This window comes from Bradyrhizobium sp. USDA 3650, assembly GCF_054057395.1.
Window position 1 is genome coordinate 5,105,309 of sequence record NZ_JBSRZG010000001.1, and the last position, 24,160, is coordinate 5,129,468.

At 61.9% G+C, this 24,160-nt stretch carries 23 protein-coding genes and 2 pseudogenes; 15 read left to right on the top strand and 10 right to left on the bottom strand.

What is annotated here, in order from left to right; translation table 11 throughout:
* Positions 1–171: 171 nt before the first annotated feature.
* Positions 172–867 carry a hypothetical protein gene (locus ACVIN2_RS23830; RefSeq protein ID WP_456767414.1) on the bottom strand — a complete coding sequence of 232 codons (696 nt, stop codon included), beginning with the start codon at positions 865–867 and terminating at the stop codon, positions 172–174.
* Positions 868–1,525: 658 nt separating this feature from the next.
* Between ACVIN2_RS23830 and ACVIN2_RS23835 the strand changes: the two genes are divergently transcribed.
* The 3 genes from ACVIN2_RS23835 (at position 1,526) to mdoH (ending at position 6,215) form a co-directional block, all read left to right on the top strand.
* Positions 1,526–1,915 (top strand): hypothetical protein, encoded by a 390-nt coding sequence (locus ACVIN2_RS23835; RefSeq protein WP_456767415.1) that lies wholly within the window; start codon positions 1,526–1,528, stop codon positions 1,913–1,915.
* A 659-nt stretch (positions 1,916–2,574) separates the two neighbouring features.
* Entirely contained in the window at positions 2,575–4,086 is a 1,512-nt protein-coding gene (locus tag ACVIN2_RS23840; RefSeq protein ID WP_456767416.1) for a glucan biosynthesis protein G, read from the top strand.
* Complete coding sequence (mdoH, locus tag ACVIN2_RS23845; RefSeq protein WP_456767417.1) at positions 4,074–6,215, top strand: glucans biosynthesis glucosyltransferase MdoH; 2,142 nt, start codon at positions 4,074–4,076, stop codon at positions 6,213–6,215. Before ACVIN2_RS23840 ends, mdoH begins: the two co-directional genes overlap by 13 nt.
* Before the next feature lie 443 nt (positions 6,216–6,658).
* On the opposite strand, the gene ACVIN2_RS23850 is transcribed toward mdoH, so the two are convergent.
* The 7 genes from ACVIN2_RS23850 to ACVIN2_RS23880 all read right to left on the bottom strand — a co-directional run bounded on the left by ACVIN2_RS23850 (position 6,659) and on the right by ACVIN2_RS23880 (position 14,036).
* On the bottom strand, positions 6,659–7,294 hold the full coding sequence (locus ACVIN2_RS23850) for a DedA family protein (RefSeq protein ID WP_456767418.1): 636 nt from the start codon (positions 7,292–7,294) through the stop codon (positions 6,659–6,661).
* 5 nt (positions 7,295–7,299) lie between these two features.
* On the bottom strand, positions 7,300–9,951 hold the full coding sequence (locus ACVIN2_RS23855; RefSeq protein ID WP_456767419.1) for an ABC transporter permease: 2,652 nt from the start codon (positions 9,949–9,951) through the stop codon (positions 7,300–7,302).
* Positions 9,948–10,622: an ABC transporter ATP-binding protein gene (locus tag ACVIN2_RS23860; RefSeq protein ID WP_456767420.1), complete on the bottom strand. Its 675-nt coding sequence runs from the start codon at positions 10,620–10,622 to the stop codon at positions 9,948–9,950. The genes ACVIN2_RS23855 and ACVIN2_RS23860 overlap by 4 nt, the downstream gene beginning before the upstream one ends.
* A complete protein-coding gene (locus ACVIN2_RS23865) occupies positions 10,615–11,277 on the bottom strand; it encodes an ABC transporter ATP-binding protein (protein ID WP_456767421.1) in 663 nt (220 codons plus the stop codon). The genes ACVIN2_RS23860 and ACVIN2_RS23865 overlap by 8 nt, the downstream gene beginning before the upstream one ends.
* 1 nt (position 11,278) lies before the next feature.
* On the bottom strand, positions 11,279–11,971 hold the full coding sequence (locus ACVIN2_RS23870; protein ID WP_456767422.1) for a hypothetical protein: 693 nt from the start codon (positions 11,969–11,971) through the stop codon (positions 11,279–11,281).
* Between the two features lie 62 nt (positions 11,972–12,033).
* The gene (locus tag ACVIN2_RS23875; RefSeq protein ID WP_456767423.1) at positions 12,034–13,377 is read right to left on the bottom strand and encodes an ATP-binding protein; all 1,344 of its coding nucleotides are present in this window, start codon (positions 13,375–13,377) and stop codon (positions 12,034–12,036) included.
* Positions 13,374–14,036, bottom strand: coding sequence for a response regulator transcription factor (locus ACVIN2_RS23880; protein WP_456767424.1), 663 nt, complete (start codon positions 14,034–14,036; stop codon positions 13,374–13,376). The genes ACVIN2_RS23875 and ACVIN2_RS23880 overlap by 4 nt, the downstream gene beginning before the upstream one ends.
* A 214-nt stretch (positions 14,037–14,250) precedes the next feature.
* Between ACVIN2_RS23880 and ACVIN2_RS23885 the strand changes: the two genes are divergently transcribed.
* From ACVIN2_RS23885 to ACVIN2_RS23910, 6 genes and pseudogenes are all read left to right on the top strand, one after another.
* Positions 14,251–15,039, top strand: a complete 789-nt coding sequence (locus ACVIN2_RS23885; RefSeq protein WP_456769792.1) for a COG4705 family protein — start codon at positions 14,251–14,253, stop codon at positions 15,037–15,039.
* A 57-nt stretch (positions 15,040–15,096) separates the two neighbouring features.
* Positions 15,097–15,498 carry a hypothetical protein gene (locus tag ACVIN2_RS23890; protein ID WP_456767425.1) on the top strand — a complete coding sequence of 134 codons (402 nt, stop codon included), beginning with the start codon at positions 15,097–15,099 and terminating at the stop codon, positions 15,496–15,498.
* Positions 15,499–15,729: 231 nt separating this feature from the next.
* The gene (locus ACVIN2_RS23895; RefSeq protein WP_456767426.1) at positions 15,730–16,533 is read left to right on the top strand and encodes a COG4705 family protein; all 804 of its coding nucleotides are present in this window, start codon (positions 15,730–15,732) and stop codon (positions 16,531–16,533) included.
* Between the two features lie 83 nt (positions 16,534–16,616).
* On the top strand, positions 16,617–17,354 hold the full coding sequence (locus ACVIN2_RS23900; RefSeq protein ID WP_456767427.1) for a transporter: 738 nt from the start codon (positions 16,617–16,619) through the stop codon (positions 17,352–17,354).
* Between the two features lie 182 nt (positions 17,355–17,536).
* A complete protein-coding gene (locus ACVIN2_RS23905) occupies positions 17,537–17,890 on the top strand; it encodes a hypothetical protein (protein WP_456767428.1) in 354 nt (117 codons plus the stop codon).
* Between the two features lie 226 nt (positions 17,891–18,116).
* A pseudogene (locus ACVIN2_RS23910) lies at positions 18,117–18,428 on the top strand (transposase); the annotation flags it as partial.
* A 145-nt stretch (positions 18,429–18,573) separates the two neighbouring features.
* On the opposite strand, the gene ACVIN2_RS23915 reads toward ACVIN2_RS23910, so the two are convergent.
* Positions 18,574–19,782 carry a sensor histidine kinase gene (locus ACVIN2_RS23915; RefSeq protein WP_456767429.1) on the bottom strand — a complete coding sequence of 403 codons (1,209 nt, stop codon included), beginning with the start codon at positions 19,780–19,782 and terminating at the stop codon, positions 18,574–18,576.
* 228 nt (positions 19,783–20,010) lie between these two features.
* On the opposite strand from ACVIN2_RS23915, the gene ACVIN2_RS23920 reads away from it, so the two are divergent.
* The 3 genes from ACVIN2_RS23920 (at position 20,011) to ACVIN2_RS23930 (ending at position 22,090) form a co-directional block, all read left to right on the top strand.
* The gene (locus ACVIN2_RS23920; RefSeq protein WP_456767430.1) at positions 20,011–20,217 is read left to right on the top strand and encodes a hypothetical protein; all 207 of its coding nucleotides are present in this window, start codon (positions 20,011–20,013) and stop codon (positions 20,215–20,217) included.
* A 261-nt stretch (positions 20,218–20,478) separates the two neighbouring features.
* The gene (locus tag ACVIN2_RS23925) at positions 20,479–20,898 is read left to right on the top strand and encodes a CopG family transcriptional regulator (RefSeq protein WP_456767431.1); all 420 of its coding nucleotides are present in this window, start codon (positions 20,479–20,481) and stop codon (positions 20,896–20,898) included.
* A 4-nt stretch (positions 20,899–20,902) separates the two neighbouring features.
* Positions 20,903–22,090, top strand: coding sequence for an extracellular catalytic domain type 1 short-chain-length polyhydroxyalkanoate depolymerase (locus tag ACVIN2_RS23930; RefSeq protein ID WP_456767432.1), 1,188 nt, complete (start codon positions 20,903–20,905; stop codon positions 22,088–22,090).
* Positions 22,091–22,222: 132 nt separating this feature from the next.
* Here ACVIN2_RS23930 and ACVIN2_RS23935 read toward each other — a convergent pair whose 3' ends face one another.
* Positions 22,223–22,432, bottom strand: a complete 210-nt coding sequence (locus ACVIN2_RS23935) for a hypothetical protein (RefSeq protein WP_456767433.1) — start codon at positions 22,430–22,432, stop codon at positions 22,223–22,225.
* A gap of 303 nt (positions 22,433–22,735) precedes the next feature.
* Between ACVIN2_RS23935 and ACVIN2_RS23940 the strand changes: the two genes are divergently transcribed.
* From ACVIN2_RS23940 to ACVIN2_RS23950, 3 genes and pseudogenes are all read left to right on the top strand, one after another.
* Positions 22,736–22,957 carry a hypothetical protein gene (locus tag ACVIN2_RS23940; RefSeq protein ID WP_456767434.1) on the top strand — a complete coding sequence of 74 codons (222 nt, stop codon included), beginning with the start codon at positions 22,736–22,738 and terminating at the stop codon, positions 22,955–22,957.
* 21 nt (positions 22,958–22,978) lie between these two features.
* Positions 22,979–23,164 carry a hypothetical protein gene (locus ACVIN2_RS23945; RefSeq protein ID WP_456767435.1) on the top strand — a complete coding sequence of 62 codons (186 nt, stop codon included), beginning with the start codon at positions 22,979–22,981 and terminating at the stop codon, positions 23,162–23,164.
* Positions 23,165–23,269: 105 nt separating this feature from the next.
* Positions 23,270–23,734: pseudogene (locus ACVIN2_RS23950) on the top strand (hypothetical protein); the annotation flags it as partial.
* Positions 23,735–24,160: the final 426 nt, after the last annotated feature.

A 24,160-nucleotide genomic window follows, 5' to 3' on the forward strand; every position in this document is an offset into this window, starting at 1 on the left:
CCTCCTAGTTCTTGACCCGGAGAATCCTGGGGCCGAGACAACGGCGGCTGCTTCTCGGGAGCGGAGAACTCCAGACGACGTGGCGCGATGGACCGGCGCGTGTTGAGTGAGTACACGCAACCATGTCCGCGATGAAATGCGTCGAGCATTGGGCTCGAGCCCTCGGTGGTCTCACGCGCTCCCTCGATCGGGGCGCATCCGGATGAACGAGGGATGGCGGAACTTGCCCCTCGGGGAAAATTGCATGCAGCTAACCTCGATGATTTGTCCGACCAGTCTTCCGGCCTTGGCCTCGGCCCATAGCAATTCGCGCTCGGCGTCCGTGAAGCCAGCGCCGACGGCGCCCTTGATCGTGGTGACGTAACCCAATCGACCCAGATGCCTTCCCCGCCCCTGGCAGTACCCTGTGATTGTGACGTCGTGTGTTTCCTCAGGCTTGACCTTGAGCCAGGTATTGCCACGACGAAGGACGAGGCCCTCGTGACCGAGGTCATTGGCTTGCCGCAGCCTTGCGAGGATGTCGGAGGAGGTGGGGTTGGTCAGGGAGCCCCGATGGAGTCTTGGATCGAGCGCTTCAAGACCATAGATGTGTTCTGGGAGGACGATTGGCGTGTCGGCTTTAGGGGACCTCGTGCGGGTCGCGCGGATTGTGTCTTGGAAGCTGCCGACGAAGACCTCGCAGTCGCGTGGCCCGCCGGGTGGAGGAGGCGGGATGTTGTAGAGCGGCCTCTTCGCCCGGCTCTGCCAGCCATGGTCGTCGCCGCGCCAAATGGCGCGGACGCCATCGATCTTGAGGCTGACGAGCCAGTCGCCGATTAGACTCTGGCCACTCCACGAACGGGGACGATTGATTTCGGTATCGGCCATCGGTTGAGTTACTCCGCTTGTGGGGGACGTTGATCGGCCCGGCCGTAGCCGCGTATGCACCGCGATGTTGCGAATGCGGACCTGCCGGAGGGTTCGTTTGAGGAGGAATTGATGTTTACGGCGCGAGCGGATGAAGCGTCGCCTAAACGTTACTGAGGGGAGGTCTCCGAAAGGAAAGAGCCCCTTTCGGGGCTCTTTGAGCTTCGCACCTTGCGAGTCCCTAGGTTCCGAATCACGCTTCCTAGTCCCTCACGTGTCGGTACCCCTCGTCGCTGCCCTGGGAAGGTTCGCACGAAGCATCGAATGAGTTTCAGCTCGGCGTTGTCGATGTTGCGGGAGCGGCAGCCATTTTGACGGCGCGGTTGGGAGATGAAGAGCAGGCCCATGGTTTGCCTCTCGATCCTGGGGCGGGCCTCGCAATGGCGACGTTGCAAGAAACTAGTGTCAATCGGCGCCGAACTCGGCCCGTTGAACTAATCGAGGGAATTCCTTGTAGCAGCTGACCAAATCTGCGTTCAGGGTGGGGTCCGATCGGCGCCGATCGTGACCCCACCCCCAGGGAGGCTTTCTTAATCTCGTTCTGATGGATACTCCCGGTACTTCAAGCGACGTGACCCCGGCGCCGATTCACAATGGCGGGCGCAACTGGTGCGCGTCCGTGCTGCAGAGCCATGCTGAGCATCCTTCGCTGATCTACTTCAGGTCCGCCTCGGTGGGCGCTGGCTGGCCCGCTACGCTCGGCGCCATGATGGATCTCGCGCTCATATTCGAATTGCTGATCGACGACCCAGCGAGCCGGGCCCCGGCGGTCCTGCTCCGAAGCGAAGGGTTGCGTCTGATCAACGAACTGAATGAACTTGCAGGGCTCCAGCCGTCGGGCGACGACACGACGGCTGCCGCAGTGCCGCGGGTCTGCGCCCGGTTGACGGCGGCTGGCTACAAGGCGCGTTCGTCCATTGACTCCGCAGAGTTCGCGGACCGGCGTCGAAAACACGGAACTCGCGTCCGGGCCGCAGCGGAGCATCTCGGCACCCTACAGCTCCGTTGATGCCGTGACCGCCTATCGGCACGGGCTGGCAGCTTTGTCCGATCAGCGCGCATCCAAGGATGCGACGGCGCCGCCCGCCGAGTATGCGGCGGGCCTGCGCTCCGCGCGCGCTGCCGGCCCGCCCCGGGTCCGCGCTGCGGTCGTCCGAGGGCCGTGCTTGGCAAAGGCGATCGGATTACTTTTTCTGCTCGGTGGTAGTTGTGCTAGTTGGGGTGCCGTCGCGCGCGTTCCGTCGCTCGTGGCGTCCTCTGCGCCGCTCTTGACGCCGTTCTGGGCGACCGGTCCGTCGTGCGAGTTTCGCAACACGATAAGCGGGCTCATCTCGCCCACGCGCCTTTGCGAGCTTCACTTGGGCGGCTGTTCATAATCTCCGGCTTGCCACGAGTGTACACTAATTTCAGCACCGGTAGCCGCGCCTCCGGCGAGACCGTGCTAGTGTCCGGTAGTCCGCTTCAAGCCGGAGTCCTGCTTGTCAGCCAACTACCTCGGCTCTCGGGCGCATCAGGGCCAAATCGAAAGCCAGCGGGAGCCAAGATCACAGTCCCTGCCGCCCGAGTGGGCATCTCCCAAAACGTCAGTCTCGCACCCGAGCGACGCGGTGGAACTCCGCAAAAGGTAGGTCGTTTCCCCTGTCCATTTAGAACTGGGGAGACGGACGGGTGAACCGCCGGCAACTTCTTCGCGCGTCCGCTGCTGTTTCGGCTACCGCTATACTGCCGCGTGTAGCGCTCGCTCAGCCGGGCTCCTCATCGCCCTTCACCCCGTCTTCCGTGCGCGATCTTGCGCGCGCGCTTGCTGCCAAGCCATTCGAGCCACCTGACGAAAAGCTGCCTGATCTGCTGCAGAACCTCAACTATGACCAATACCGATCCATTCGCTTCATCCCGGAGAAGGCGCTGTGGCGTCGCGAGAAGCTGCCTTTCGAGGTGCAGTTCTTCCACAGAGGCTTCTTCTACAAGAATAGGGTCGAGATATCGGAGGTGGTCGATGGAAATGCCACGCCGATCCCGTACCGGCGGGATGACTTCTCATTCGGCGACGGGCTCGGGCAATGGCCGGATGTCGATATCGGCTTTGCCGGATTTCGTATCCACGCTCCAATTAACAAGCCGGATTACTACGACGAAGTTTGTGTCTTCCTGGGTGCGAGCTATTTCCGAGCCGTCGCCAAGGGAGAGACGTATGGTCTTTCCGCGCGTGGACTCGCGATCGACACCGGTGAAAGCAAAGGTGAGGAATTTCCGGTCTTTAAGGCGTTCTGGCTGGAGAGGCCGGCGGCCAATGCCACTTCCGTCGTGGTGCATGCGCTGCTGGACAGCAAGAGCGCGGCTGCAAGCTACCGATTCACGATCCGGCCCGGCGATACCACGGTTTTCGACGTCGAGATGGCCCTCTATCCGCGGGTCGACGTGCAGCATGGCGGCCTGGCGCCGATGACAAGCATGTTCTTCTTCGGGCCAAACGATCGCAAGGATTTCGACGATTTTCGCCCCGCGGTTCACGATTCGGATGGACTTGCGATCTTCAATGGGCGTGGCGAACAGCTCTGGCGCCCACTCAACAATCCGCACGATCTGCAGGTGAGCACGTTTGCCGACCTCAATCCACGCGGTTTTGGCCTGATGCAGCGAGACAGAAATTTCTTTGATTACCAGGATCTCGAATCCAAGTTCGAAACTCGCCCAAGCCTCTGGTTCGAGCCGATCGGAGATTGGGGCGAAGGGGCGGTCATATTGTTCGAGATCCCAACTAAGGAGGAGATCCACGACAACATCGCCGCGTTCTGGCGGCCCAAGCAGCCGCTTGCAGCCAAAAGCGAGCATATCTTCACCTATCGGCTGCACTGGGGCCCAGATGCGCCGAAGCCGCAGTCGCTCGTGCGGTTCACTCGAACGGGGATCGGCAGCCGCGGCGAGGACAGCAAGCTGTTCGTCCTGGAGCTCATGGGCGACAAGCTCAAAGGCGTTGACCCCAACACCATCAAGGGCGTGGTGACCGCTGAAAAAGCTGAGATCAGCAACATCGTGACGCAACCAAACCCAGTTACGGGCGGATGGCGCCTGAGCTTTCAATGCGCGGTCAAGGGACAGACGGCCATCGAGCTGCGGGCTTTCCTGGCCGAGCGCGAGGCGCCGATCTCCGAGGTGTGGATCTATCGATGGACGCCCTAAACCAGTCGCCGGCGCCGACCGGGAGCGCGGAGAGCGGTCGATTTCTGCCGCCAGACAGGCCGCTCGCGATGGTGCCGTGCAGGCTGGACCGCGCGGCAGAAGCCCGAAGAGGGGCGGCCCGTTCCAGAAGCTCTCTCGTTCTTCGGCGTCTCATCATTTTCATCGGTACAGCCATTCTGACGCTTGCGGGCGGCTACGAGATGTACGACGTGGTGAAGGTTGGCGGCGTGACCGTTCTCGAGGCGATGCTGCTTGGTCTCTTCCTCGTGCTCCTCGCCTGGGTCGCGTTCTCGTTCATGTCAGCGCTTGCCGGATTTTTCGTTTTGCTGACCCGGAAGTCGCCGGGTCTGCCCATCGATAGGACGCGCGAGTTGCCTGCGATTACCTCGCGCACCGCCATGCTGCTGCCGACCTATAACGAGGATCCTCACCATCTGATGGCGAGACTGCGGGCCATGTATGAATCAGTTGAGGCGAGCGGATACGGAGAGAAGTTCGACTGGTTCTTGCTGAGCGATACGTCCGACCCGGATACATGGATTTATGAAGAGACGGCCTTCGTTCGCCTGCGCGGCGCCTGCGGCGCAGGTCGGTTGTACTATCGACATCGTTCTGAGAATACAGGGCGAAAATCCGGCAACATCGCCGACTGGGTCAGAAGGTTTGGTGGCGGCTACGCCCACATGATCGTCCTGGACGCGGACAGTCTGATGGAAGGCGACACCGTCGTACGGCTTGTTCACGCAATGGAAACCCATCCCGCCGCCGGCCTCATCCAGACGCAGCCGGTCATTGTCAACGCGCGCACCCTGTTCAGCCGGTTGCAGCAGTTCTCCGGCCGTGTGTACGGCCCCATCATCGCAGCAGGTAATGCCTGGTGGCATGGCGGCGACAGCAACTATTGGGGACACAACGCCATCATCCGGGTGGCCGCGTTCGCAGAGGAGGCTGGCCTGCCGGAGCTGCGCGGTCGTAAGCCTTTCGGTGGCCATATCCTGAGCCACGATTTTGTCGAAGCCGCGCTGATGCGCCGCGCGGGCTGGGCAATCTATATGGCCCCGGACCTTCGCGGCAGTTTCGAGGAAGTGCCTCCGTCGGTGCTGGACTTTGCCGGGCGAGACCGGCGCTGGTGCCAGGGCAACCTTCAGCACCTCGCCGTGTTGCCGGCGCGTGGCCTTTATTGGGTGTCACGGCTGCATTTGCTGACAGGGATCGGCTCTTACCTTACCGCTCCACTGTGGCTTCTCTTTCTAATTCTCGGCTTGCTCATTTCACTGCAGGCGCACTTCATCCGGCCCGAATACTTTCCCAAGGGCTTCAGCTTGTTTCCCTCGTGGCCGCAACAGGATCCCGTTCTTGCGGCGTGGGTCTTCGCCGCGACGATGGGGCTCCTGATCCTGCCGAAGCTGCTGGCCTATCTCGTGCTGATCAATGATCGCGAGGAGCGCACCGGTTCAGCCGGAGGCTCTTGGGTGCTGGCGGGGGTCCTCTGCGAAACGGTTCTCGCGGCCCTGATCGCTCCCTGCATGATGATCTTCCAGTCCAAGGCCGTGGTGGAAATACTGCTTGGTCGGGATGCGGGATGGGAGGTGCAGCGCCGAAGCGACGGTCGGCCTGTTCGGGAGGAGATATATCGCAAGCTTGCTGGGCCAACGCTCTGCGGCCTGGCTCTGGCCGTCAGCGCGTATGCTGTCTCTTTCCCGTTGCTGCTCTGGATGTCGCCCGTTATCGTAGGGCTACTGCTTTCGATCCCGCTCGGATTGATAACCTCCTCGCGGTTGAAGTGGACGGGAGTTTTTGCCACGCCAGAAGACTACAGGCCGCCTCCTGTGGTGTTCCATGCCAACGAACTCGCCGCATATCAGCCGATAGAGGTGGCGGGAGCTCTCGACCAGCTTACCCAAGACCCTGAACTGCTACGCGACCATTTAGAGTCGCTGTCGCCTACGAATCGCCGCAGGTTCGGCCCTGTAGACGTGCCTCTTGCGACTGCATGTGCCAAAGTCGAGGAATGCGAGACCTTTGAAGACGTCGCCGTCTGGCTCGACAAGGCGGAATTGCGCGCGGTTCTTGGCAATCCGACGCTGCTCCAGAAAGTCATTGAAATGCCTCGTCGTGGCAAACACTAGAACACCGAGCAACGTCCCGACCTACGACTGGCGTTCGAGCGGCGCGACTTCTCTGCCGGCGGGTGGTAGTGAACTCGACCATTTGCGCCTCGTACAAGCGAGATGGCCGCGCCCTTCCGGAGCGCGGCCTGATATCGGCTCAATCTTTGATTTCGTCTCACCAGTGATGATGCCAGCGGTGACGCGCGACCGGATAGGCTCCCCCGTAATAAGCATACGCGGGCCTCACGACGCGACGGTACCGATAGCCATAGGAAACCGGCGCCGTGTAGTAGGTCCTCGTCGCATAGCCCACACCCCAGCGATAGGGAGCATCGTATCCATAGTCGTAAGCGTATGGCCCGCCATAGTACCCGGCGCCGTAGTACCCTGGACCGTCGTAGTAGCCATAGCCCGGCTCCCAGGCATGCGCCGAGGAGGCGAGCCCGCCGACTACGGCGCCATCACTGACGTCGCCGAAATCTCTGGCGTCCCCGCGACCAAACGAACCAACCGCAGGCGACTACAAGAGCCAACAGGATCACGGCATCAAACCGATGAAAGAGCCTGCGGAAGGTCGGGTCACTGTGCCACCTTTCCCCTAGCAAATATCCAATGTAGGCGAGCGCAAAACACCAGGGCCATGAGCCGAGGAACGTATAAACCTGAAATTTCACCATTGGCATCCGCGCAAGCCCGGCCGGGAATGCGATGAAGGTTCGTATCACCGGCAATAGGCGGCTGACAAAGACTGCCATGCTGCCGTGGCGCGCGAAGAACAGTTCGGCCTTGGCGAGTTCGGCGGGGCGAAGTAGGACGTAAGCTCCCCAGCGTTCGATCGCCTTCCTGCCACCCTTGGCGGCCATAAGGTATGCCACAGTCGAACCGAGATTGCACCCGATCGCACCCATCGTCGCGGCGCCGAGCAGGCTGAACCGACCTGCGAAAGCGAGATAGCCGGCAAACGGCATGATTATTTCAGAAGGAAGAGGAACGCAGGCAGACTCGACTGCCATCAAAATGACGAGTCCAAAGTAGCCCAGATGCGATATTGAACCGATAATCCAGTTCGTAACTGCCGCAAGAACTTGATCGAACATGTCGCTTAGCCACCACGCAACGCCTCAAGATCCGGCTTCTTCGAAAGCGTGAGCGTTCCAGCTATTGCAATCGAGCCGCAAAGGAGCGCCGTAGCCAGAGCGACCGTCACATATAACCACGGCACGGTGAGCGTCTCCGGTGGCGGATCAAACACGCCGGACAGGAGCGTGACGAGGACGTACGCTATTCCAAAGCCGACCGCGATGCCCATCACCGCGCCTCCGACCACGATGATGAGCCCCTCGCTCCAGAGAAACGCGCCGAGTTGTCTTGGCGTGGCGCCGAGCGCTGAGAGAATGGTGAAGCTGCGCCGACGCGCCGAGAGCCCCAGCGCCAGGACAAGGCCGGTGACGCCCGCGATCATCAACACTGCAAAGCCAAGCTCCAAGGCGGTCAAACCACGCAGGTCGACCGCGGTCAGACTGGAGCTGATGAGCGCCTGTGTCTCACCGAGCGTCGTGACCTTGGTGCCGCCGCGTTTCGCTGCCAGCTTGCGCGCGTCAGCCGCGACGGCTTCTGCGTCCCCCGACGTTCGCAACAGAACTACCTCGCTGGCATCGGAGCTAGCCAGTTTTGCGATGTAGTCCGCGTTGGCTACAAGGAAGGAGTCCTTTGGAGCTGTTGGAAACTCGCGGACGATGCCGACGAACTTGAACGGAACAACGTGATATTGATGGTCGCTTGCGTTCTGAAGCCGCAGGTTCAGGCGGTCGCCGGGCTGCAGCTGGAAGTCGTCCACCGTCTCCTGCGAGACCAGAACACCATCCGGGGTCTCGGCTAACAACGCGAGAGACTTGCCGGCATCATGATTGGCAAAATAGGCGTTCGAAATCGTGGTCAGCTTGCCGATCATTGTGGGATTGATCCCGAACATATCCTGCAGATCCGCTCCGACGTAGGCAAAGCGATGCATCATCGGCTCCGCTGCAGCTACGCCTGGAATTGCTCTCAGCTCCGCCAGAAGCTCGCTGGCAGGATGCGCCGTGGTCCCGGTCAACGTGACATCGGCGCCGTTCGTGAGTTCAGCGTCCACGCGTGATTGTGCATTGTAGGTGCTGTTGAAGATGGCCGTTGCCGTCGCAAAGGCGAACGCAAGCGCGACCAGCGCAACGCCCCTCGCCATCCGGCGTTGCTGACGCGACAGCGAGGCCACGATGATCGGCCCGAGAGTCGCCGATAGCGGCGCAAGCAGCACCGCGACCGCACCCTGGCCCCGTCCCAGCGCCCATCGGCTCAGGCGGAGCCATAACAGGCCGCCACCGACCCAGAAGCACAGAGGCGCCAGAAAAGCTTCGTAGTGCACCGAGGTCTGGGCGATGCCCTCGGGAGCCAGAACAATTTCGTAACCGGTCCTTGCGACCATCCAGAATACGACGCCGCCGGCTCCGAGAAAGACGACGTCCAGACAAAGTCGCTGCCATAGCGAAGGCACCGGTCGATCCATCTCCGCGCGCGCAGCCGCGATCGACGTGCCCGTCGCGTCCATCCAGGCGGGAACGAGCGAGGCCGCAATGCCGAAGCCAAGCCCGACGGCACCGACAAGGACGAGCCAGGGCATCACCAGCCCGAGATTTTGCAACCGCCACCAGGTCAGGGCCACGACTGCCGCGAGAAGCAGGCCGATCACGGTGCCGAGTCCTGCAACCGCAGTGGCCTCGATCGCGGCAAGACGCAACAGTTGCAGAAGCGACGCGCCGCGAAGCCGCAGCAGCGCCTGCTCCCGCCGGCGACGCTCCGAACCGGACGAGGCGACCGCGAGCGTAACCAGGAGCGCCAAAATGACTCCGGGAATGCCGAGGAAGAGGAACAGGACGCGCGCATAAAGCGAGTCGGCGCGCACCGCGTCGAGGCGCGCGGCAAGATTGTCGGCAAGCGCGGCGCTGCCTGCGACGCGTGCCTCGAAATTGTTGGCCGCGCGCTGCGCCTGCACGAAGGCCGCACTCGGATCCGGCGGCAAGACGGCATGATCGAGCCGGACATGGATCTGTGTGCGGACCGTGTCCGGCCGCGCGGATGCTTGTTGTGCGAACACGGTCCGCCACTCCGACATTGGCATCAGAAGCACGTTGTCCGGCGGACCCTGGGGCGCAATGTTCTTGGACACCCCGATTGCCTGGAACATGGAGTCGGCATTCGGCAGCGCCACCACACCGGCAATCCTGACGTCGACCGGGCTGCCGCTCACGAGACGGATCGTCACCGTGTCGCCGGGGGCGACGTGAAGATTGGCGGCCGTTTGCGCGGCAATCAGCACGCCGTCCCATGATCCCAGGTTGAGCTCAATCTGACCGGGAAAGAGCTGAAGATAATTCGTCTCCAGGCCGAGCACCTTGCCCGGTCCGGTCGTCTGCGTCGTCCCGCCCGTGATAGCGGAAAATCCCTCCGTGTCCGCATAACCTGCGGACTGCAAGTTTTCATAGCGAGCGGCATTGCCGATCGCGTCGATCACCGTTGCCGCATCGGCTCCGGGGACGAGAAGAACCTGCCAGTCCGCGGGCAGGCTCGCCACCGCGCGTCGGGCCATGCTTTCGGAGGATGCGATGACAAATGCGCCCAGAGACCCCAACAGCGCCACAGGCAATGCGAGCCCGACAACAGCAGCAACGAGGCGGCCAAAATGTGCGGCGAAAAAGCCCTTGAGCCAAAGCCGTATCATGTGCTCTCCGCCATCGCCGTTAGCTGGAGGCGTCCGTGATCCATGAGCCATGTGGTCTTCATGCGCCTGGCCACCGAGGGATCGTGGGTGGCAACGAGAAGGGCGGCGTCGCTCCCCTCGAGGGAGTTGAGCAATGCATCGACGGTTTGCCGGGCGATCGACTGATCCAGTTGGCCGGTCGGCTCGTCGGCCAGAATCAGCCGGGGCTTTAGCGCGATCGCCCTCGCGAGGGCGACGCGTTGCGCCTGCCCGCCCGACAGCTCGTCCGGAACCTTGTCGGCTATGTCTGCCAGCCCAAGCGACTCCAGCGCCGCTAGTGCCCGGGTCTGCGGCGAGGAGACCTTTCCGGCTATTCGCAGCGGGACCTCGATGTTTTCGACGACGCTCAACGTCGGGATCAGGCTCGGCGCCTGGAATACGATCCCGACATATCCCGGCCGAAGCGCATCATGCGGGCCGAGCGCAGGCCACCTCAGCAGACCGCCGGTCGGCGTATCGAGCCCGGCGATCAGATGAAGCAATGTCGATTTGCCGCTCCCAGAGCGGCCGAGCAGGGCTATTCGGTCGCCGGCCCGGATCTCGAACCATGCCGGCTGAAGGGCGTAGATGTCGCTGCCGCCCTGGCTGAAGCGGCGCGTCACCTCCTTGCCCTCGACAAGGATGTCAGGCATCGCCGATTCTCCCGTCGCGAAGATGAATAATCCGATCGGCGCGCGCGGCAAGCGCCTGACTATGGGTTGCCACGAGGACGGCAACTCCGGCCCGGCATTGCTCGTTCAGTATGTCGAGGATGGACCGTTCCGTGACGGCATCGACCTCTCCCGTCGGCTCATCCGCGAGAAGGATCCGAGGAGCCGCAGCCAGGGCGACGGCAAGACCCGCCCGCGCCAATTCGCCTCCCGACAGCTGACCTGGCCGCGCCACAGCGCGCTCCTCAAGCCCGACACCCGCCAACAGGTTCTTTGCCCGCTCGTCGTTGATTTTGCCAGCGATCAGCATCGCGAGCTTGATGTTGTCCGCAACTGAAAGCGAGGGAAACAGGTTCCTGGATTGCATCAGGATGCCGATGTTCGCGCCGCGGCGGCGTGCGCGCTCGGCTTCCGACCGGCGGGTCAGGCGCTCGCCGAGCAATTCGACATATCCTCCATCGGGCTCATCCAGACCCGACAGGCAGGCAAGCAATGTCGACTTGCCGCTACCGGACGGGCCCTCCAGCGCGACCAGTTCGCCCTCGTCGAGCCGCAGGCTGACGCCACGAAGCGCAAGCGTTTCGGATTCGCGCGTGTGAAAGAACCTGTAGAGATCGAAAGCCTCAACGACGGCCATGTCACTGCCACCTGAAGCTCTTCGCCATCAGATCCCATTGGTCGGCATTGTCCGCTCCCAAGGGCGCCGACATGGTCAACGTGACCAGCTTGCCATTCTGCCAGAAGAAATAGCGGTCGTTCTCCTCGCGGATGTCTTTCTCGGTCACCGGGTTTGGCTCGGAATTCGAGCTGTAGCTGACGACCACGGCCGGTCCGGAAGGGAGCTTGACGGATTTGACGCCTGTCACGCGAACCGCCCTGCCAGTCTTTTCAAGGTCGGCGACTTCCTGTTGTTTGGCGTTGACCACGCTTATGGCATCGGAACGTTGCGACACAGCCAGTGCAATCGTGTTGTACTTGTCCCTGAAGGTGACGCCGTCGGATGTCTCGCGGCGAGCCCATCCTTCCGGGACCTTGATGTTGAAGCCGAGCGGCGAGCGGTAGTCGATGAAGACCTGATTGTCGGGAATGTCGCCGGGCGGGTTCTTTTCCGCGGCAACCGGCTTTTCGGCGCTGCTTGCTTGCGCAAAGGCAGACGCGGGCGCGAATCCAACGAGGCTCGCCAGAGCGGCGGCGATAGCAACGGCGCTCATTCTGTTCATAGTTGACCTCCTGTTGCCCCCCCTTGCGAATTGCGATTTTGAAGATGCCCAAAGCTCGTTGGTTATCTTCCTGTATCTTCCCCCTTCGCCTCTTGGTTTGAGCAAGATCATTTCTCCGATGAGAATTAGCTGCGACTTAGGAGCACGCCCGTTCCGGAGCCCGCTGGGCTTCTCTACTCGCCCGCGTCTTTACTGGGTAATGCATCCGGAACGCCAGCAATCGGCAGCCGTACCGTGACACGGAGCCCGGACCGGCCGGCGCCCGCGATGTTCTCCAGCGCGATTCCACCGCCCAGGCTGTCGACAATGCGCTTCACGATGGACAAGCCAAGACCGGTTCCTTCTCCCTCCGGGCGAGAGCCCCGGAAAAACGGGTCGAAGATTTGATCCATGTCGCCGGAAGCAATGCCGGGACCGGTATCCTCAACCTGCAGGATCGCCACGTCGTCCTGTGGATAGATCCCGATATCGATCGTTCCGCCCCGGGGCGTGAAACGAAGCGCGTTATCGAGCAAATTGCGGATGATCGCCGCGAGCATCACCGGCTCGCTGCGCACCGTGAGAGGTTCGACAAGCGCGAAGCCGAGATCGATGCCGCGGTCAAGCGCCTCCTGCAGCAGATCGGCCACGACCTCTTTCGCCACACTGTCTAGCGCTGCAAGCGGCATTTCGGCAGGGTCGGAGGGGGTAGCCTCATGCCGCGCCAGCGCGAGCAATTGCTCAAGGAGATGCTTGGTGCGATGCATACCCTGCTTGAGCGCGGCGACGCGCTCCCGCGCGACCTCGGGGAGCGCAACCGAATCAAGATTTTCCGCCTGCAGGCTGAGCGCGGTGATCGGCGTCCGCAGCTCATGCGCTGCATCGGCAACGAAGCGCCGGTGCTGATCCATCAAGAGCCGCATACGCGCCAACAATCCGTTGATCGAGGTGATGAACGGATGCAGCTCGCTGGGCGTACGCTTTAGCGGCAGCGGAGTCATGTCATCGGCTCGCCTTGAATCGAGATCTCCGGCCAGCTGGACTATCGGGCGGAGCGAGTGCGCAATGACAAGCGCCGTGACCAGCATCAGGCAGGGAATCAGCGCGGCGATCGGAAGCAACGTACGAAACGCCACATCGCGCGCGGTTTCGTCTCGAACAGTGGTCGGCTGCGCCACGGCGAACCGACTGCCGTCGGATCGCGTTCGCAGTAGCACCCGGACTGGTTGTTTCTTCCAGGTCGCGACCTGCAGACCATCGGGCAGGTTGAAGAGCTGGCGATCCTCTGCCAAGCCTCGCGGCGTCTTTCCCAACTCGACGAGCCAGACCTCTGTGTCTTCCTCGACGCCGTGAAGAGGCTGGCCGCCGCTGAAACCGGCATTTTGGGCCAGGCTCGCAAGTTGGATCAGGATCGAGTCCTGCAGTTCGATGGCCTCGCCGAACGCCCAGCTATAGGCGAACATTCCGCCGATTGCACCGCTCACCAGTATGATTGCGGTCAGGCCGACGAACAGGCGCGCGCGCAGGGACCTGATCATGATGAGCGGTCCACCATCCAGCCGACTCCGCGCACGTTGCGGATCGCTGCGGCTCCGAGCTTCTTGCGAAGGGTGTGGATGAGGTATTCAATGGCATTGCTCTCGACCTCTTCATTCCAACCGTAAATCTGCCGTTCGAGCTCGCTGCGCGACAGGACTCTGCCCGGCCGCGCAAGCAGCGCCTGCAGGAGAGCAAATTCGCGTGCGGTGAGCCGTGCGCTCTCGCCGAGAAACGAGGCCTCCCGCGTTGCCGGGTCAAGGTTGAGCTTGCCGTTGGTCAAGAGCGGCGGGGAGCCGCTGCCCTCGCGGCGGAGCACGGCGCGCATACGCGCCAGCAGTTCGCGAATTTCGAACGGTTTTACCAGGTAGTCGTCCGCGCCGAGATCGAGGCCGTCGATACGGTCATCGACCGCGTCCCGTGCGGTTACGATGATCACGGGGAATCTCCGGCCCAGTGTGCGCAGGCGCCGAAGCACCTCGCGGCCGTCCGCCTTCGGCAGCCCAAGATCGAGCAGGCCCAACTCGTAAGATTCATTTTCCGCCGCGTGGACCGCCGTCTCGCCATCGGTGACCCAATCGACCGCATAGGCAGCGTCCTTGAGCGCCTGCTCGATGGCTGTGCCGATCATTCTGTCGTCCTCGATCAGCAGAACTCGCATCGTTCCTTTCCTCACTCGGGAGTCCAGAATCGGAGCTGCCTAATTCTTGTGCTCAAGACTTAGCGCAGACTTAGGCCGGCGTCGCGCGCCGCCGCGAGCTGACAAAAAAGTTAGCTTCGGTCGCACAGAAAAATCCTGATCCTAAGGCGCGCCTAAGTTGGTCGTGGCCAAGCTTCCAACGCCGCTTGAGTGCAACTCGATTCGGGAAAGCCACATGTCCATAACCGGGGAACTGCGCTTATCGCCGATGCTGAACAAGGTTCCGGAGGTCACGCTCATCTTCTGGACCATCAAGATCCTCTCGACCACCGTCGGTGAGACCGGCGCAGACTATCTCGCCGTACATGTTGGTCTCGGCGCAACCCTGACCATGGCCTTCATGGCAAGTCTCCTGATCGCTGCGCTTGTGTTGCAGCTGCGCGCACGCCGCTATATTCCCTGGATCTATTGGCTCACCGTGGTTCTGGTCAGCATTGTCGGAACCCAAATTACAGACTTCATGAGCGACCAGCTCGAGATCAGCCTTTACGTTAGCACGGCGGTCTTCGCCTGTGCGCTCGCCGGAACCTTCGCGATCTGGTACCGCATCGAGCACACGCTCTCGATCCGCACCATCGTGACCACCCGCCGCGAGCTGTTTTACTGGGCAGCCATTCTCTTCACCTTTGCGCTCGGCACCGCGGCGGGCGACCTCGCTACCGAGGCGCTCGGGCTCGGTTTCCAGCTCGGCGTTCTCGCGTTCGGCGTGCTGATCGCGCTCATCGCCGTATTCTACTCGCTCGGTGTCAACCCGGTACTGACCTTCTGGCTTGCTTACATTCTGACGCGCCCACTCGGCGCGTCGCTCGGTGACTTGCTGTCGCAGTCGCGTCATTACGGCGGATTCGGTCTCGGCACGATCCAGACCAGCCTGGTATTCCTGACCGTGATCATCGCGCTGGTCGCCTGGGTGACCTTCGAAGGTGACTACAGCGACAGCACGGATCCGGCGAAGAGATCTTGAGCTTCCACTTAAAAGCGCGCGTGGATGATGCGCGGGCGAGCCATGAGGAGATTGTTCATGAAAAGAGTTCTTCTGGCAGCAGCTGTCGGCCTGCTCACGTGGGCCCTCGGCGAGCCGATTTCTCCAGGCGGCGGCGCCTCGTTCCTGCCGACCGCCGAAGCCGGAGTATCCTCGAAGCTCGGTGACCTGTCGCCGTTCCGCACCATCGTCGTGGATGTTTCCGCGCTGATCGACAAGGGCGACCTCGCCGGCGCCAAGAACCGGATCAAGGATCTTGAGGCGCAATGGGACGATGCGGAAGCTGCGCTGAAGCCCCGCGCCGCCGCCGACTGGCACACGCTCGACAAGGCGATCGACCGTGCGCTCGAGGCGTTGCGGGCAGCGTCGCCCGATACGACCAAATGCAAGCAGACGATCGCTGACCTGCTGTCCGTCATGGATTCGGTCGGAAACAACTGAGGACGGCTGCGATGCTCTTTCGGCTGCGGCGCACAAATGTTCCGGTGGTGTTGCGGCAAGCGAGCCGCGATGCGATATCCAGAACGCAATTTGCTGCTGTTGCCGAGCGGCAGAATTGCAGAAAATACATATTTGATAGAGTGACCTTCTCGCGCGTCCGGCGTTGAGGCTCAGCGAAAGAGTGCCGCTTACAAGGCAAAACCAAAACCGTGGACGTTTGCTGGAGGTACAATGCCGAACGAAGACAATTTCGTGAGCAAGATCCCTGAGGTGACGCTCGGCTTCTGGATAATCAAGATCCTCGCCACGACGCTCGGCGAAACCGGCGGCGATACTGTGACAATGAGCTGGCTGCACGCCGACCAAAATGCCCATAACGGGGGCTATTTGATTGGCACTGGCATATTCCTTGCCGTGTTCGTTGCGGCGGTGATCGCTCAAGTCTCGACGAGAAGGTTCAACGCCTGGATTTACTGGATCGCCATCGTGGCCTCCACGACGGTGGGCACCGCCATGGCTGATTTTTTCGATCGCTCGTTGGGCATCGGCTACACGGGAGGCTCGTTGATTTTGTTGGCCTGCGTCTTGTGCTCGCTCGGGGCCTGGTACCTCACTCTCGGTTCGATAAACGTTCAGACGGTTGCAACGCCGAAAGTGGAAATCTTCTATTGGGTCACGATTACGTTTTCGCAGACTCTGGGCACCGCGCTCGGAGACTGGACCGCGGACAGCACCGGATTGGGATATGACGGGGGCGCGCTCGTGTTCTGCGCGGGACTGGTCGTGCTGGCGGCCCTGTACTATTGGACGACAATCTCGCGCGTGTTCCTGTTCTGGGCGGCTTTCATCTTGACGCGACCTCTCGGTGCCACGGTCGGCGACTTTCTGGACAAGCCGACGAGCCACGGCGGCTTGGCGCTCAGTCGTCCTCTCGCATCTGGGGTGATCCTCGCCGTCATCGTCATGCTCATTCTGGTCTTGCCACAGAGGCCCGGACGGCATCCCGGATCCGGCGTCGCAGCGCAGGTGCGCTGATTCTGAGATGGAGTAGGCTCATTTTGCTGAGGACGCTCGCGTTCCACACCCCGAGCAGAACGTTTGGCAGAGGAAGTCGTTCAATGCGAGTTCTGTCGGGTTGGCTGGGCGCTACAGTGCTGGTCCTGCTGGCGCGGCCGGCGGTCGCGGGTCCTCCCTTCGTGTCCGACGATCCGGAACCGACCGAATATCATCACTTCGAGATATACACATTCAACAACGGGACGAATACACGCGACGGCATAGATGGCGGGGCGGGCATAGATTTTAACTACGGTGCAGCGCCTGACCTTCAGCTCACAGCGACCTTGCCCGCGGGCTTCAGTCAATCTGCGGCCGGCGGCACGAATTTTGGGTTGAGCAACATAGAGCTTGCCGCAAAATACCGGTTCCTGCATCAAGACAACTTCGGTCTCGACGTCGCCGTGTTTCCTCGCGTTTTTCTCCCCAGCGGTTCGAATACGATTGGCGACAACCATGCCTCGTTGCTTCTGCCGGTTTGGGTGCAAAAGGATTGGAACGGCGGATGGTCCGCCTTCGGGGGCGGTGGATGCGTGTTCGGCGCTCTTCGCAGAGCAAATTTCTGTTTGGCGGGTGGTGTTCTCACATATCAACTAATGCCCAAGCTTCAGATCGGTGCGGAGCTCTTTCATCAGACCGCCAACTCTGCGGGCACGCCCGCGACAACCAGCCTCGGGGTAGGATGGCGCTATGATCTCAGCAGCAATTTCCATCTGCTCGGCTATGTGAGGCGAGGAGTTGAGAAGGCGGAGCAAACGGATCGCTTCTCCTGGTACGCATCCGTTCTGTTCACGTTCTGAGGCTGCGTCGCGCGCACTGCGACCGCCGACAAATTTCTTGCAGTGCACATCAATGCAAGTCTCTGTCCTGGACTGATCTTTCATGCCGGCTCTGGTGCCCGCCAGCTCTGTCCGGTAATGTAGATGTTGAGGCCGGATACCCGCAGCCGGAGCCGCGCCAGGGCCGGTAAAGGAGGTTATTCATGCGCCTCCTCAATATTGGCTTCGCCGTTACGGTTGCTGGGGCCGTATGGCTCCGCTGGGAATCGCTTGGATCGGCAGACGTCAAGACGTCCGTTTATCGGACCAAGGCTGACACTGTCGTCTGCGAAACACCATTCCAAGTCCGAAAGGCAATTGTTGCGATGGCTCAGGACGATGGAGTCCGCATTCGCCGTCTCGCTTGTACGCGACCTGGAGCCGGCAAGAGAGTGCGCGTCGTTTCCATGCCTGCAACTGTATACGGGCCCTGGGAAATTCAGTTGATTTCGGAGCACACCGTGAGCGCCCCGATGTGGGGCTATGCCAATCAGTTTGAAGGTGACCTGGATCAATAGTTACGGGCAGTCTCCGATCTATGGCTCGTTCGCTCAATTTGGCTACGTTGATCTCTGGTCTTGATGTAGCAGGCCAGCTAAACCGCCACCCGGGGCGTAAGGTGGACGATCCAGCAGGACATTGCGATCAAGACATTTCGTCTATGACGAGGCGCGCCTCACTGTGTCTGCTCGAGTGGCGAGATTCTGTCGCGTTCAAGCGGAGCACGGGGAGATCACGCTATCTCGTACTCAACTCGTCAAAGTGCTCAAACCGGGCGACATCGTCGTCATGGATAATCTTGGTAGCCACAAGTCGCCGACCGTCCGGCAGATGATCCGGAAAGCTGGCGCAAGGCTGTGGTATCTGCCGCCCTACTCACCCGACCTCAACCCGATCGAGCAAGTCTTCGCCAAGATCAAGCACTGGATGCGCATCGCACAAAAACGCACGATCAACGACGCTTGCGACCACATCGGCCAGATCGTCAGAAGCATTCTGCCCGGCGAATGCAGCAACTACTTCGTTAATGCCGGATACGCTTCCATCAAAAAATGAAACGCTCTAGCCAGTAGCCTGGTCGCACATTAGCTGGGGCGCCGACCATGGGGTATCTGAAACACGTGAGATTCACGACGTTTTCGGGGATGTCGGTGCGTTTGGGCCGTGTTTCGGGCGCGCAGGATTAGGGCGATGCTGCGGCTCAACCCGTTTTCTCATCCAAGGGCACGTCAAGCTGGATCATGACGCCTCTTGGCGAGTTGGACGTCACTGCAATGCGTCCCTCGAGTTGGGCGATCAGGCTTTTGATCACCTTGAAGCCGAGACTCGCCCGTGGCTGGTCGATATCGAACTCTGTCGGCAGACCGACACCCTGATCCGATATTTCCACCCGCAAGTCGGTGCCGTGCCGTGCGCCCGAAACGCGGATATCGCCGGATCCGTCCGGGTAAGCATGCTTGGCGGAGTTCGTCACGATCTCGTTGATCAGAAGACCCAGCGGAATGGCCTTGTCGGCTGAAATCATCAGAGGATCGAAAGCACAGCTTACGTTGTGCGCCACGGTTTCTTGCAGCTTCCGGCAAAGCTCGCCCGCGAAGTCCGCGATGTCGACAAACCCGATCCGCGTGCTGCGCCATAAATGGTCGTGGACCTGGGCGATCGTGGTGATGCGGGAAGCTGCGTCCTTCAGGGCATTCCGGACGTCTTCCGACTCCGCGTTGCGACCCTGCACGCGGAGGAGGCCCACGACCGACGCCAGGCTGTTCTTGACGCGGTGGCTCATTTCGCGCGTCAGCATGGCCTGGTGGTCGAGCGCTTCCTTGAGCTCGGCGTCGGCATGTTGCCGCTCTATGGCGATGCCGAGCAACCCCGCGAAGCCGGCCAGGAAATCGGCGTCCGCGCGATCGAACTGTCCGGGATCCGGGCTGTCGGCCTCGAGCACACCGAAAGGCAGATGACCTTCGCCGCCCCTTGCGATCAGGACGTTGATCGCCCGCTTGATCCCGTGATCCGACAATAGCTTCGGCGTTCGAAACCGTGTCTCCTCCTGCAGGTGGTTTGAAAGGACCATTTGGCCGGTATGGAAGGCGTAGCCGGCCGGGGATTCCATATCGATCCCCAGCGACACCTCGCCGATCGTACCCGGCCCCCAGCCGACGCCGGCCCGCACCAGCAGCCGCTTGTCCTCTGGCATGTACTCCAGCACCTTGGCAAATCGTGTTTCGAGGCCCTCGGCGCAGAGTTCGGTCGCGCGCTGCAGGATTTGTCCGATGTCGCGGGTTTGCATGGCGGAGCGGCCGAACTCGCCCAGCAGCGACTGCTGTCGCAGTCGGTACGGCAGCTCCTGCCTGGTGACCTCGGTGGCAGGGCTGGGAGCCGATACCGACTCCTTCCCCGGGGGGATGGGCATTGGCCAAGTCCTGTCAAATGAGATCGCGGCGCAGGCCGCTTGGAAACGTAGCACGCCGCGGCCGACAGAACAGCGATTTCAAGCCAAGGTTCTTGGACGATGAAGAAGTCCCGTTCGCCGTTAGGACGGTTCGCGTGTCGATGCCGCTGCGGCAACAATATCGCGCGCCGTGCATTGGACGATGGCAATGAATCGAAAAGATGAACCATGCCCAGGAATAAGCAGTTCTTGGACGAGCAGATCGCCCGTGCGCAACGCTTCGCGCAGGCAGTGAACAGCAATGCCGACCGGGAGCGCTTCGGGAAGATGGCGAGGGACTATCAAAACGAATTGCAGGCTGTCGAAGCGGCGGAGGGTCAGCCGGCTGCGACCGCATCGGGGGGCGCGGCTGCGGCCGGTGATGGCCGCGGCGGCCCAGCAGCTGGGCGAGCCTAATGTGGCCGCGCCCGCAACCAGTTCGACCGTTGAGCAGGAGCCATGACGGACTGACGACGTCCATTGCGGCCGATGCCGGGGCCAGGTCTCAGTGCAAGCCGGCCGCTCCGTCGCATCATGCGGAAGTTCGCCGGCAGATCGCATTCTTTCGAATCCCGCAGCAGCGGGTAGGGACGGTCTGCCGCGGCCTTGAAAAGACGCGTACAGCACCCATTTACCATCCGAGCGCCATCCAAATGGATGGTGAAATGGATGGTATCCATGACCGATAATGTACGCGAATTTCGACCCAGGGCCTCCGATAGCGAGAAGATCACGATCAACCTGGGTTATGTCGACCTCGGCCAAGTCGATCTCATGGTGCAGGAAGGGTTTTACTCGAACCGCACCGATTTCATCCGGACAGCGATCCGCAACCAGCTCGAGCGGCACGCGGAGGTCGTCAAGAATTCGACGGCCCGGAAGAGCCTGGATCTCGGGCTGCGAAACTATACCCGCCAAGATCTCGAAGCGGCGCGGCGCGCCGGCGAGATGCTGCATATCAACGTTCTCGGTCTGGCGAGCATCGACCAAGACGTCACGCCCGAGCTGGCCCGCGCCACGATTGCCTCGGTCTCGGTGCTCGGAGCCCTTCATGCCTCTCCCGCAGTCAAGGCCGCTCTCGCCGACAGAACGAGGTGAAACGATGCTTAATCCAGAGATGGTTCGCGAAGCGACCCGCCTCACGCGTGCCGGCCAACTCGTCGAGGCCACTGCCCTCCTGCAGCGAATGCTGCGCGGCGATGGCGGCCCCGCAGCGACAAGAGGCGATGTTGTGCGTGTCGAGCCCGCGAGGCTTGAGCCGCCGACACTCGATCTGAAGGCCAACATCGCCGATGAGAGGGAGAGCAGCCGGTCCACGCAGGCGACGTCTGTCAAACGGCGCAAACGCCCCTCGCCATTCGCCGGCATGAAAGATCTTTCCGGATTCAGCCTGCCAGGCGCGGTCGGACGCGCTCCACCGTCCAAGGGGGATATCGCACCGGACGGCACCAGGTTCGTCGCGGCCAGCTTCACCAACGCTGCGGGAAGCCGGACCTACAAGCTGTTCATCCCGAGCCGCGCTGACGGAGGACCGCGTCCTCTTATCGTCATGCTTCACGGCTGCACCCAGTCTCCTGACGATTTCGCAGCCGGCACTCGGATGAATTTTTTGGCGGAAGAGCAGAGCTGCTTCGTCGTCTATCCGGAGCAGCCACGTGGAGCCAATCATGCGAAATGCTGGAACTGGTTTCTTACCGGCGACCAGCAGCGGAATGGCGGCGAGCCTTCGCTGATCGCGGGCATCACCCGCCAAATCATGGGGGACTACCCGATCAATCTCAAGCGCGTCTACGTCGCAGGCCTGTCAGCCGGCGGGGCCGCCGCCGCCATCATGGGTGCGACGTACCCCGACCTGTATGCCGCCGCCGGCGTCCATTCTGGCCTCGCCTGCGGAGCTGCCAGCGACCTTCCCTCTGCGCTGACCGCGATGCGGCAGGGCAACGCCGGAGCGATCGGGACGCCCGGCTTGCCGGTGCCGACCATCGTCTTCCATGGCGATCGCGATAGCACGGTGCATCCGAGCAATGCTGACCGCATTCTCGGTCAGCCGGGCGAAGCTGCGAGCCCGAGCACGAAGATTCTTCGGGGGCGAGTGCCCGAGGGGCACGCCTATACCCGCACCATCCTCACCGATGGAGGAGGCTTGGCGATGTCCGAGCACTGGAGCGTCCACGGCGCCGGCCATGCCTGGTCTGGAGGCAGTCCCGCCGGGTCCTACACCGATCCGCGCGGGCCGGACGCGACCAGGGAGATGCTCCGTTTCTTCCTCGAGCATTCGCTTGCTGATTAGGCGGGCTTCATCATGAGACGGGCGGCCTGCTGCCGGACGTCCGGTTTGACTGAACTCCGACGGAGCGGGCGGCCGGTCGGAGGCCTGAGCTCTCATCGCGAACCTCCTTCGAGGTGGCTGCCGCCGCCGCCCTCAGGCCTCGCCCGGTCCGGAAAAGACGGAAGCCGGCGGCGTGGTGCGCGGGACCGGCAGCGGTCGTTCGGTTGCTGCGGATCGCGCGGTACCGCCCTTGGCGTCGTACCGCTTGGCAAGATCCAGCAGACGACGTCGGGTGAACGGATCGGCCCTCTCGGCAATGGCCCGGACCCGCTGCGCGAGACCCTGATAGAATTCCTGCTCCATGACGCACCCCCACAACATCACTGCCCAGAGTTGAGTAGCCTGCGGTCGCGGAGTCAAGGAGCCTGCCCAACGTTTTCACGGCCCTGACGACGTCCGACGGAACATACGCATAGGCCAAGAACGCCTCCAACGCATTAGCGATCGGTGGTCCAGGGCGAGCGCGCGCTCGCGGCGGGGGTGGGCGAAGCACGTCTCAGATCTTCGGCTTCTGCGAACTATGTATTCCGTCAACGTCCGCGCTCGGACGGAACGGGAATTCTTCAGGCGACTTGATCAGAAGCGTAGCAATCTCGGAGAACGATCATGAAAACGATCCTGGCCATCACCTGCCTGTCCGTACTCGCCTTGGCGTCACCGGCGGAAGCCAAAGGATGCATCAAGGGCGCTATCGTCGGCGGCGTAGCCGGCCACATGGCGGGCCATGGCAAGCTCGGCGCTGCGGCGGGGTGCGCGGTCGGACATCACGAAGCGAACAAGCAGAACCCGAACAACGCGAACGCCCAGGCGCCGTCGGGGCAGAAGTAACGAGCGCCCCCGGGCCGCGTCGTGAAGATCAGATCTCATTCCGAGAGCCACATCGTCGAGCTCGACGATGGCTCGCGCTGGCAGATCTTCCCCGGCGATCTCGATCTGACGCTGAACTGGAAGCCGGAGACGGAAATCGTCGTGATGCGGCTGACGACGATCTCAGTTCTCACGTGCTGGTCGGCGGAGGCGCAAAGGTGCGCGTGATCGCGGACGACGAAAGCTGGACGGTACGTGAGGTCAAGTCGGCCTTGAAGGAAGGGTAGGACCGGGCTCCGCCGGTTCGGCGGAACGCGGCCCGGAGGACATGCGATGAAAGCAACGGTGGTGGCTCTTGCCTTGGCACTCGCTGCCTCGACGTCGACTGTCTCGGCGCAACCGGTGAGATGGAGCAGGTACACTATTCCGCAGACCGGCACCTCGGTGGATTTCCCTTCCTCGATCTTCACCGAAGAAGCCGGCAAGCCGGACGGGTACGGGCAACGCTTCCGAACCGCCGACGGACGCGCCGACCTCACGATCCAGGCCGCGCCGAACGTCGCGAACGATTCACCCGCTGCCTTTCTCGCGAAGAGGCACCCGCCTTCCCGGATCCAGTACAAGCGAGTGACACCGCGCTTCTTCGCGGTTTCCAGCTACAAGGGCGACAAGGTTTTTTACGACCGCTGCAACTTCTCGGGGCAGCTGGTCCATTGCGTGCTGATCAACTATCCCGCCGAGGAAGAGCACGCCTGGGACGGCGTCGTCACCCGCATCAGCCTGTCCCTCAGCGGCAAGAAGGCTGCCATAGCGTTCGCGGAGAGGGCTGCACTGTCGGCTAGGAACTCGGACGTTCCAGGCCGGTTGTCCGCCGCATATCCCCATTCTGCGGAGAACCGCCTTGGAAAGCACGATCGTCTGACAATTCGACACTCGTCGTGACGCCAAGCTCGCGGTGGAGCATATCTTTCAAGAGCAGGGCGTGCCGCGAAGCGACGTCTTCATAGAGCCCGTCGGCGGCGAGAACTCGGCTTGAACGCTGGCGGCCGGCGCGGACGCCAAGGGTGCGCCGGAGCCAGAACCGCAACAGCACCTCGAGGGCGCACTTGAGGTCTCGGTGGATTTCCACGGTGAAGATCCGAAGAAGATCGAAGACGCGCTGCTGACCACTGGCGCCAAGTCTGTTCGTACTAAATGAGAGTTAGAGCCCGAATACCCGATTGC